Origin of the sequence: Brevundimonas sp., assembly GCF_035627055.1 — a bacterium.
GTDB lineage: Bacteria > Pseudomonadota > Alphaproteobacteria > Caulobacterales > Caulobacteraceae > Brevundimonas.
In genome coordinates, this window is the sequence record NZ_DASPMM010000012.1 from 59,419 (window position 1) to 65,830 (window position 6,412).

Consider the following 6,412-nt stretch of genomic DNA (forward strand, 5'->3'; position numbering starts at 1 on the left):
CGAGGCGTCGCATGACCTACTGCGTGGGCATGCTGGTGGAGGAGGGGTTGGCGATGATCGCCGACACCCGGACCAATGCGGGCGTCGACAACATCTCGTCCTACCGCAAGCTGCATGTCATCGACCAGCCGGGCGACCGGGTGCTGGGCGTCTGCACCGCCGGCAACCTGTCAGTGACCCAGACAGCCATGGCCATGGTCAAGGACGGCGTGCACCTGAAGGTCGGCGAACCGCCCGAGACGCTGGAGACGGCGCCCAGCCTGTACCGCTGCGCCCAGTTGCTGGGCCATGCGCTGCGCAGCGTGCGCCAGTCGATCGCCCCGGCGCTGGAGGCGGACAGCCTGAACACCTCGGCCTCGATGCTGCTGGGCGGCCAGATCGCCGGCGGCGAGATGGGGCTGTTCCTGATCTACAGCCAGGGCAATTTCATCGAGTGCGGGCGAGACACGCCCTATCTGCAGATCGGCGAGCTGAAATACGGCAAGCCGATCCTGGAGAGCGGCCTGGCGTACGACACGCCGCTGGCCGAGGCGGTCAAGCTGGGGCTGATCTCGTTCTCGACGACGATGCGCTCGAACGTGTCGGTCGGGGCGCCGTTCGACATGCTGACGCTGCGGCGCGGCTTCCTGAGCGGGGATGTCCGGCGGATCGCCGAGGACGACGCCTATTTCAACGACCTGCACGACCAGTGGACGCGGGCCCAGGCCCACGCCCGGCGCTCGATGCCGGAGCCGCCGTGGATGACCGGCGGGCCGAGGCTGGCGGCGAGCCGGGGCTGAACGGTTGCGGGCAGGCGTCATCGGGATACGGTGACGCATGACCCATCGCCGCCTGCACCGCCGCCACGCCCTCGCCCTGATGGGCGGTTCCGTCCTCGCCGGGATGTCGGGCCTGCCCGCCGCCGCGCAGAGCGAGGACTGGGCCGCGCTCGGGGCCGATGTGAAGGCGGAGTTCAAATGGGCCTGGGACCATTACGTCGACAAGGCGTGGGGCCGGGACGAGATCAATCCCGTCAGCGGGACCTCGCGGTCGTTCTTCATCGAGGGCCATGACCTCGGCCTGTCGCTGGTCGAGGCGCTGGACACCCTGTGGCTGATGGAGCTGGACGCCGAGTTCCAGCAGGGCGTGGACTGGGTGAAGTCGAGCCTCGACTTCGATATCGACGGCTATTCGCAGGTGTTCGAGACCAATATCCGGCTGGTCGGGGGCCTGCTGTCGGCGCATCTCGCGTGCGGCGATCCGGTGCTGCTGAGCAAGGCGCGTGATCTCGCCGACCGTCTTTTGAAGGCGTTCGAGGCGTCGCCGCACGGGCTGCCGTACCGCTATGTGAACCTGAAGACGGGGGCGGTGCGCGACCCGGAGACCAATCTGGCCGAGATCGGCACCTATGCGACCGAGTTCGGGGTGCTGGGCCAGCTGACCGGCGACGAGCGCTACTATGCGGCGGCCAAGCGGGCGATGGAGCATGCGCTGGACCGGCGCTCAAGCATCGGCCTGATGGCCGCCAACATCCATGCGGAGACGGGCGAGTTCATCAGCCGCAACGCCTCGATCGATGTCTATGCCGACAGTTTCTACGAATACCTGTGGGACGCCTGGGAGCTGTTCGGCGACGAGGAGCTGAAGACAGCGGCCGAGGAATGCCTCGCGGCGATGATCGCGCATCAGGGCAAGCGTTACGACGGGCGGCTGTGGTTCCCGATGGTGGATTACGAGACCGGGGCGGTCACCGGCACGTCGCAGACGGTGCTGGGCGGATACCTGGCGGGGCTGCTGGGGCAGGCGGGGTTCAAGGCCGAGGGGGACGACTTCCTCGCCTCGTATACGGCGATGCAGGCGCAGTACGGGATCATCCCGGAGTCGATCGATGTGACGACGGGGAGGCCGCGCGGCACGCGGACCGGGCTGCGCCCCGAGTTCGCCGACGCCTGCCTGAACCTGTGGCAGGGCGACCGCGACGAGCGCTACCGGGCGCTGGCGGCGGTCCACTACCGCAACATGAAGGCGACCTCGAAGGCGGCCTACGGCTACACCTCACTGGCCGACATCACCACGCGGCCGATGACCCAGGGCGACAACTGCCCCGGCTACTGGTGGTCGGAGCAGATGAAATACTACTGGCTGATGTTCGCGCAGCCGAAGCGGATCGACCTTAACCGGATGGTGCTGAGCACGGAGGCGAATGTGCTCAGGGGGTTTGTGAGGGGCTAGGTCTGCTTCAGCGAGCAGTCCGCCAAGTATGTGTCGATCTCTTCTGCGTCAGTCGTGCAGACGATCCTGTACGGAAATGGATCGCTAGCGATCAGCAACCGTTCGCCGCGCCCGCCGGTGAATAGAAGCCCGGCTTCGGTATCGCAAATTTGGCTTGCTTCCGCAGGCGCTTCACCCGGACCAAGTCGCTCTGTCGATACCGGGGCGCCGACCGGGGTGAGCCACTCCAGATGGCTTACGATATCCGTTCGGTAGGTTTGGAACGGCCAAACTCGCCAGTCCAGCCTGCGCGGCGGCGTTGCCTCGCTCACCCGCAAGGGAAAGACCTCGAAGAAGTCAGCGAGGTCCAACGCTGTCGGGCCCAGGACCCGGATTTTGCCATCGGCCGCTTCGGTCCAGACTGCCTCTTCGCCCACAACCGCGAACCGCCTGATTCCGGAAGACAGGGCGATAAGGTCGCTATTGGATGCCTGGATGCGCGTCGGTGGATGAATCATCGCGCGGCCGCGCCGTACCCGCTCATCGAATACGGCCGCGCCTCACCCCCCGCGCCCCAAGCCACGTTCGGCTCCGCGCCCATGACGAAGCGGAGTTCGCCGCCGGCGAGGATCTCGTCGTGGGCGATCCAGGTGCGGTCGAGCGGGCGGCCGTTGAGGGCGACGGACTGGATGTAGGGCGCGTCGTCCGACAGGCCTTCGGCAGCGATGACGAAGCGGCGGCCGTTGGCGAGGTTGAGGACGGTGCGGTCGGTGAAGGGGCGGCCGATGACGTACTGGCCGCTGCCCGGCGTCACCGGATAGAAGCCCATGGCCGTGAACATCAGCCAGGCCGACATCTGGCCGACGTCGTCGTTGCCGGCGAGGCCGTCGGGGCGTGAGTGGTACTGGCTGTCGATGATCTGCTTGAGCCGCGCCTGGGTTCGCCACGGGGCGCCGGCGAAGACGTAGGCGTAGGCCGAGTGATGGCTGGGTTCGTTGCCGTGGATGTACTGGCCGATCAGGCCGGCGATGTCCTCGGCGTGGGAGTAGTCGAGGCCGGAGTTGTCGAAGTCGAACATGGCGTCGAGCTTCGCGACCGTGGCGGCGTCGCCGCCCATGGCGGTGACCAGCGCGGCCATGTCCTGCGGTACGAACCACGAATACTGCCAGGCGTTGCCCTCGGTGTAGTCAGAGCCGAAGTTGATGGCGGTGGGGTCGAACGGCTCGCGGAACGAACCGTCGGCAAGGCGGGCGCGGACGAAGCCGGTGGCGGGGTCGAAGGTGTTGCGCCAGAAGCCGGCGCGGCGGTCGAACTCGGCGGCGACATCGGCGCGGCCCAGCCGTTCGGCCATGCGGGCGATGGTCCAGTCGTCATAGGCGTATTCGACGGTCTTGGATGCGGCTTCGGGCTCGCGGTCGATGGGGACGTAGCCGAGGTCCATATAGTCGCCCAGGCCGCCGTAGGGCCGGTAGGCAGCGCTGGCGATCATGGCGTTCAGCGCCGCCTCGCCGTCGACGCCGGGCAGGCCCTTCAGATACGCGTCGGCGATCACCGGGACGGCGTGATAGCCGATCATGGTCCAGGTCTCCTGACCCGCGAAGGACCAGACCGGGAGGATGCCCCAAGGACTGACCTGCTGCGCCGCGATCAGGGAGTTGACCATGTCGGCGTTGCGGAAACCCGGCTGGACCAGGGTCAGCAGCGGATGCTCGGCGCGGAAGGTGTCCCACAGGCTGAAGGTCGAATGGACGGTGAAGTCGGCCTGGTGCACGGCGTTGTCGGGCCCGCGCCAGCGCCCGTCGGCGTCGCTGTGCACCGAAGGAGCGATCAGGGCGTGGTAGAGGGCGGTGTAGAGGCTGGTGCGCATCCCGGGCGCGGCGTCGATCTCGACGACGTTGAGGGCCTCCTCCCACTGGGCGCGGGTGTTGGCGCGGACGCCGTCGAAATCGAAGGCGCCGCCCCCGGACTCGAGGTTGTCGAGGGCCCCGGCCTCGTCGACGGAAGAGATCGCGACCTGGACCAGCAGGGGACCGTCGATCTCGCCGAAATCGAAGGCGGCCTCCAGCTGGCGGCCTTCGACCTGCTGGCGATCGGCGGGGGAGCGGCCCGGCTGGCGGAAGCCGCGGTAGGGGACGTTTTCCTCGCGGTCGCGCAGCTCATAGCCGGCGACGGGCTTCGAGAAGCGCAGGGCGAAAAAGAATTGGCGGCCGGGGGCCCAGCCGCGGGTCTCGCGGAAGCCGGTGATCGTGCCGTCGGGATGCACCCGGAGGCGCGACCACAGCACCTTGCCCGGGTAGTCGTAGATGGAGGGCCGGAAGTCGATCAGCACCCGCGCCGGCGCGCCCTCGGGGAAGGCGTAGCGGTGCAGGCCGACGCGGATGCCGGCGGTCAGTTCGGCGCGCACGCCGGAGTCGGTCAGGGTGACGGCGTAGTAGCCGGGCTCGGCCCTCTCGGAGGCCTTGTCGTAGCGGGAACGGTAGCCGGAGCCGGGCTGGTCGGCGGCGCCGGCGTCCCAACGCAGTTCACCGGACTGGGGCGTGATCAGCAGGTCGCCGAGGTCGGAGTGGCCGGTGCCGGAGAAATGGGTGTGGGAGAAGCCGAGGATGGTCGGGTCGTCGTAGCGGTAGCCCGAGGCCCAGTCGTAGCCCTCGCGCAGCAGCTTGTAGTCGGTGTCCGGGCTGAGCTGGACCATGCCGAACGGGGCCACTGCGCCCGGGAAGGTGTGGCCCTTGCCCGCCGTGCCGATGAAGGGATCGACCGCGTCGAACGGGGAGGCCGGCTCCTGCGCCGCCGCAGCGCTCCCGAGCCCGACCGCCAGCACCGCCGTCATGATCGCCATCCGCCGCATGCCCGAGCCCTCCGCCGTGAGACGTTCGAGCCTAGGCAGGATGGCGAGGGGAGGGAAGGACGATGGCGATTCAGCCACGGCAGGAGCGGCTTGACAGCCAACAACCCTTGAGGGAACAGTGTTCGTCGGATTGGGGGAGCCAATGAAGACTTCGGCTGTCGTCATCGCCTTGTCGCTTCTGGCGGGCGCTTGCGCGAGCTCGGGAACGGACGTCAATGGAGACGGCCGCTTCACGATGCATGACGAGGGGCTGGCCGCGAACGGGCCGGTCTTGTCGCTCTCCCAGCGATGGGAGGATCGTTTCGAGTCGGCCTATGCCCGGGAGGACGGGGGCGGCGTCATCGACGGAGAACTGCGCCGTGAGCTTGCCCGCAGCCTGATCGCGCAGTCGAACGCCAAATGCGACAACTACCTAGTCGGAATCACCGGGGCGCAGAATTCAGCGGACATCGGCCTCAACCTGACGCAACTGGCCCTGACAACTGCCGGCGGTTTGGCCAGTCCGGAGGAGTCGGCCAATCTGCTCTCCTCACTCGCGACCTTCTTCGGAGCCACGAACCGGGAACTGAAGGACAACCTGTTCGGCGGACGGGAGATCGAGGTGATCGCGCAGGCGGTCCTGGCGGCGCGTAGCGTCGAAGAACAGGCCCTGAGAGCCCGGATCGAAGGCGGCGCCTTCGATCGATGGGATGGGACCTCGGTCCTGCATGACGTGCACGACTACGACCAGAAGTGCGGCATTGGCTATGGACTGAGAAGCATCGCCGCCGCAGTGGAAGTTGCGCGTACGGTCGAAGCCCGACGTGTCCGGGAGGCGGCGCCGGAGGCCGTAGACGCCACGGTCCCGAACCCAGCTGCGCCGCCACCGCCGCGCAATCCTCCGCAGCCTGCTCCCGCGCCGGCTCCTCCCGCCCGCGACCTGGACGCGCCGATACTCTGACGATCGCCCGCCGGCGAGCCAAACACGCCCAAAAGGTGCAGTTGGTTTCAAGGGAAGGACGATGGTGGGTGATGTAGGGTTCGAACCTACGACCCGCTGATTAAGAGTCAGCCCTTTGCCTTGGTAAATACCGCGTTGGTTTCAAACCGGTCACGGTGAGTCGCGCAGATAGCAATCACTTAGCGGAGAATTTCAAACCGATGCCACGCGCAAAAAGGATCGTCAAGTCAGGGTTCCCAAAGGAGTTCGTGTTTGAATGCCGGGAGGATGTTGACGCCTATCTCAGCGGTGACCGCATCACATGCCTCTTGTGCGGCATGGATTTCCGAATTCTGGAAACTCACCTCCGCGGCGTCCACGAGATGACGGGCGATGAATACCGGGCCAAGTACGGGCTGCCCTATGGGCGCGGTTTGTGCGATGCGAAGTTCTCC

6 protein-coding genes are annotated in these 6,412 nt (G+C 67.1%); 4 read left to right on the forward strand and 2 right to left on the reverse strand.

Translation table 11 applies throughout. The features are described from left to right. Positions 1–11 precede the first annotated feature (11 nt). On the forward strand, positions 12–779 hold the full coding sequence (locus VEA98_RS05865) for a peptidase (protein WP_324811680.1): 768 nt from the start codon (positions 12–14) through the stop codon (positions 777–779). A gap of 37 nt (positions 780–816) precedes the next feature. Continuing rightward, positions 817–2,211: a glycoside hydrolase family 47 protein gene (locus VEA98_RS05870; RefSeq protein ID WP_324811683.1), complete on the forward strand. Its 1,395-nt coding sequence runs from the start codon at positions 817–819 to the stop codon at positions 2,209–2,211. Here the strand turns inward: VEA98_RS05870 and VEA98_RS05875 are convergent. Next, a complete protein-coding gene (locus VEA98_RS05875) occupies positions 2,208–2,708 on the reverse strand; it encodes a hypothetical protein (protein ID WP_324811686.1) in 501 nt (166 codons plus the stop codon). The two genes, VEA98_RS05870 and VEA98_RS05875, sit on opposite strands and share 4 nt — an antisense overlap. Beyond that, positions 2,705–5,038, reverse strand: a complete 2,334-nt coding sequence (locus tag VEA98_RS05880) for a GH92 family glycosyl hydrolase (protein WP_324811689.1) — start codon at positions 5,036–5,038, stop codon at positions 2,705–2,707. The genes VEA98_RS05875 and VEA98_RS05880 overlap by 4 nt, the downstream gene beginning before the upstream one ends. A 142-nt stretch (positions 5,039–5,180) precedes the next feature. Here VEA98_RS05880 and VEA98_RS05885 point away from each other — a divergent pair, with 142 nt between their 5' ends. Beyond that, positions 5,181–5,978: a hypothetical protein gene (locus VEA98_RS05885; protein WP_324811691.1), complete on the forward strand. Its 798-nt coding sequence runs from the start codon at positions 5,181–5,183 to the stop codon at positions 5,976–5,978. Between the two features lie 317 nt (positions 5,979–6,295). Further along, a partial coding sequence (locus tag VEA98_RS15245; protein WP_414642149.1) for a MucR family transcriptional regulator occupies positions 6,296–6,412 on the forward strand: 117 nt, incomplete at its 3' end.